Source organism: Aminivibrio pyruvatiphilus, from assembly GCF_004366815.1.
In the GTDB taxonomy this organism is placed as follows: domain Bacteria; phylum Synergistota; class Synergistia; order Synergistales; family Aminobacteriaceae; genus Aminivibrio; species Aminivibrio pyruvatiphilus.
Genome location: NZ_SORI01000058.1, coordinates 1 through 1,203, shown reverse-complemented (window position 1 = coordinate 1,203; position 1,203 = coordinate 1). Strand labels below are relative to the sequence as shown.

Annotated in this window: 1 protein-coding gene; it reads right to left on the bottom strand. The window is 60.0% G+C overall.

Going from position 1 to position 1,203, the window contains the following annotated elements:
- Positions 1-1,203, bottom strand: a complete 1,203-nt coding sequence (gene tuf, locus C8D99_RS15070) for an elongation factor Tu (RefSeq protein ID WP_133959324.1) — start codon at positions 1,201-1,203, stop codon at positions 1-3.

Here is a 1,203-nt window from a genome sequence, read left to right as displayed (position 1 = left end):
TTATTCAAGAATCTCGGTGACGACGCCGGCGCCGACCGTATGGCCGCCCTCGCGCACCGCAAAACGAAGACCCGGATCCATGGCGATGGGCACGATCAGGTCAACTTCAAATGTCGCGTTGTCTCCGGGCATGACCATTTCCACTCCCTCGGGAAGCTTGATACCGCCCGTCACGTCCGTGGTCCGGAAGTAGAACTGGGGCTTGTACCCGGCAAAGAACGGCGTGTGACGTCCGCCCTCTTCCTTCTTCAAAACGTACACTTCTGCCTTGAACTTCGTGTGCGGCGTGATCGACCCCGGCTTCGCCAGTACCTGGCCGCGCTCAACTCCGTCCTTGTCCACTCCCCGAAGCAGCACACCCACGTTGTCTCCCGCCATGGCGCTGTCAAGGATCTTACGGAACATTTCAAGGGACGTCGCCACCGTCTTCGTGACGTCCGTCTTCATTCCCACTATGGCCACTTCTTCGCCGCCCTTGATGACTCCACGCTCCACCCTGCCCGTGACTACCGTTCCACGGCCGGTGATGGTGAAGACGTCCTCGATGGGCATCAGGAAAGGCTTGTCTACTTCGCGCACAGGCGCGGGGATGTAGCTGTCGCACGCGTCCATGAGCTCCCAGATGCACTTGCTGACGGGATCCTCACGGGTGCCGTTCCCTTCTTCCATGACCTTCAGCGCCGAGCCGCGGATGACGGGGATGTCGTCTCCGGGGAATTCATACTTGCTCAGCAGCTCACGGACTTCCATTTCCACAAGGTCAAGAAGCTCGGGATCATCCACCTGGTCCGTCTTGTTCATGAAGACCACGAGGGCCGGCACGTTGACCTGACGGGCAAGAAGCACGTGCTCACGGGTCTGGGGCATGGGGCCGTCGGCCGCGCTCACCACGAGAATGGCTCCGTCCATCTGGGCGGCTCCCGTGATCATGTTCTTGATGTAGTCCGCGTGGCCCGGGCAGTCGATGTGGGCATAGTGACGGTGGTCCGTCTGGTACTCCACGTGGGAGATGTTGATGGTGATGCCGCGCTCACGCTCTTCAGGAGCCTTGTCGATCATGTCGTACGCCGTGAAGGCGGCATAGTTCGACGTGGCAAGGCACTTCGTGATCGCCGCCGTCAGCGTCGTCTTTCCGTGGTCGATGTGACCGATGGTTCCGATGTTCAAATGCGGCTTGGACCTCTCAAATTTCTCCTTCGCCAT